This window comes from Flavobacterium sp., from assembly GCF_028712645.1.
Taxonomy (GTDB): Bacteria; Bacteroidota; Bacteroidia; order Flavobacteriales; family Flavobacteriaceae; genus Flavobacterium.
Genome location: NZ_JAQTPQ010000365.1, coordinates 1 through 2,806 on the forward strand (window position 1 = coordinate 1; position 2,806 = coordinate 2,806).

Below are 2,806 nucleotides of genomic sequence, written 5' to 3' on the forward strand. Positions count from 1 at the left end.
CTCAATTATTTGCAATGACAACACCAAGAATGCCTTTAATGGCGTTGACAGCCTATTACAGAAGACAAATTTTCGATTCTTTAGAAATGAAAGCTACCTATACTTTGGATTCGTTTTCAGCCAAAATTATTGGTTTAGGATTGTCAACAACTCTTGGTAAAGTCAATTTTTATATCCTTGCTGACAATCTTTTGGAATATAAGGATATATCCAAAGCCAATAGTTTATCCTTTCAATTAGGGCTTTCAATTATTTTTGCTGATAAAAACACACCTTTTTAAAAAGGCCATTATTTTTTAATTCTTCCGCTTGAACCCTTTGTAAATTTCAATCCAAATTACCGATATAAAACCTACCAAAATACTCAGCATAATTTGAAAAATAGTTACACTATCAAACATAAAAAAATGAGAGAATAGTGGAACAAACAAAATTAAACTGGTGATGAAAACGGTTATTCCTATGATTATCAAAACCAAATTATTCTTGTATTTCAAAGTCGTAAGTATCGAATAATAAAAGGAACGATTAGCTAATGTCAGGAAGATATTCGATGCAATTAGAGTTAAAAATATGACGGTTCGGGTAACACTTTCAGTACAATTTTCCTGAACACAATATTGGTAAACAAACAAAAGTCCTAGCGTGATAACAAGTCCTTGTATAATACTGATTGTTATTTCTTTCAAGTTGAAAAAAGTGGTAGTAAACGGTCTCGGTTTTTGCAACATCAGGTTGGGTTCCATAGGTTCGTTTTCATAGATTATGGAACAAGTTGGTCCCATAATTATTTCTAGAAAAATTATGTGAACAGGCGAGAAAATATTTGGATAAATCCAACCTAAAACTAGCGGAATGAAGACTATCAAAACGATGGGAATATGAATGGAAATGATGTATTGAATTGCTTTTTTCAGGTTGACATAAATTTTTCTTCCCATCGCAATGGCATCAATCATCTTTGCTAAATCATCATCTATCAGTATTAAACTTGCGGCTTGTTTGGCTATCTCAGTTCCTTTTTTGCCCATCGCAATTCCTATATGTGCGGATTTTAACGCAGGTCCATCATTTACTCCGTCACCCGTCATCGCCACAATTTGGTTATTTTCCTTTAAAGCTTTTATTATTTTGAGTTTGGCATCGGGAAACATTCTGGTGAAAATGGTGGTTTCCATCACCTTTTCATTTAAGGATATTTCGTCCATCGCCATCAATTCATCTCCGTTTAATGTGTTTTCGGGATTTCTAAAACCTACTTGATTGGCAATTGTTGAAGTAGTGGTCGCATTATCTCCCGTTACTATTTTTACTTTAATTCCTGCATTATAAAAAGATTCAAATACATCTTTACTATTCTCTTTTGGAGGATCATAAAAAGCAACCAATCCCAAAAATTTAAACGGAAATTCTTGTTGCGTTTTTGGATAATTCTTTCCTGAAAACTCCGAAAAACCAACACCCAAAACTCGAAATCCTTCCTTCGCCATCAATTCAATGGCGTTGTTGATTTGTTGTTTTTCAATGCCAGAAAGATTTGAAATCGACATTAATGCTTCTGCAGCTCCTTTGGCAGCAATGATTCGGGTTCCTTTTTTATTTTCGAAAATATGCGTCATCATTGGCGGATTTCCATCCAATGGATATTCGTGAATCATTTTGAAATTGGGACGTTCATCATTTGTTTCCAATTTCGAATAGGCATCGTGCAACGCAATTTCCATACCGTCAAACGGAATAGGTTCACTTGCCCACATTGAGATTCTAAGTAATTCCAACTCTTCCTCGTTCAATTTCTCTTTTGGGTTTATAATTTTGTTTGATGAAAACAAGTATAATTGCGCCAAACTCATTTTGTTTTCGGTGATGGTTCCCGTTTTATCAGTGCAAATTACGTTGGCACTTCCAAGTGTTTCTACGGTTTTAGTTTGTTTGACAATAATCCCCATTTTCATTAATCGCCAAGCTCCCAAAGCCATAAATGTGGTAAAAGCAACAGGGATTTCCTCAGGAATTATGCTCATTGCTAAGGTTAACGCTTTTAGCAAACTGTCTAGGAAAACCCCCGAATTATAAAAGTTGATTCCCCAAACAATAGCAAAAATCACTAAACCAATCACTGACATTTTCTTTACGAAATTACCTATTTGGACTTGCAATGGCGTTTTTTCTTCGGCTATTTCTTCTAGACTTTTGCCTATTTTTCCTAGTTGGGTTTGGTTGCCAATGGCTGTAACTTCGCAAATTGCCAAGCCGCTTGCTACAATAGTTCCTTGAAAAATCAGGTTGGTTTCTGAATCTTTTTTCTTGAAAACGGCAAGTGATTCTCCCGTTAAAATAGATTCATTTACAGAGAAATCATTCGATTGAAGAATAATGGCGTCTGCTGGTATAAAAGTTCCTTCCTCGGTTTGTATTAAATCGCCCAATACAATTTCTTCGCTTGGAATTTCTAGGATTTCGCCATCTCGGATAACTTTGCTTTTAGGTTGTACTAATTTTTTTAGCGTTTCAATGGCATTTCGACTTCGAGATTCTTGATAAAGCGAAATGGTTGAAACTAAAAAAATGGCAACCAACATAAAAATCCCGTTTCCAAATTCTCCAGTAATAAAATAAACACTGGTGGCCAATAAAAGCAATAAAAACATTGGTTCTTTGATCATTTCGAATAAAGAGAGGAGAAAACCATTCTTGTATTGATGTTCTAAAGAATTCGAACCGTGCTTCTGTCTCGACTGAATCACTTCTTCTTTAGAAAGTCCTTTTAGTGGATGGTTTTGTTTTTCCATTGGAAAATTATAGA

At 34.8% G+C, this 2,806-nt stretch carries 2 protein-coding genes; one reads left to right on the plus strand and one right to left on the minus strand.

From position 1 onward, the window contains the following. Window positions 1–281, plus strand: a 281-nt coding sequence (locus tag PHC28_RS17905) for a DUF5723 family protein (RefSeq protein WP_300103725.1), incomplete at its 5' end; no start/stop codon positions are given. 15 nt (window positions 282–296) lie between these two features. On the opposite strand, the gene PHC28_RS17910 is transcribed toward PHC28_RS17905, so the two are convergent. Then, window positions 297–2,792, minus strand: coding sequence for a cation-translocating P-type ATPase (locus PHC28_RS17910; RefSeq protein WP_300103728.1), 2,496 nt, complete (start codon window positions 2,790–2,792; stop codon window positions 297–299). Window positions 2,793–2,806: the final 14 nt, after the last annotated feature.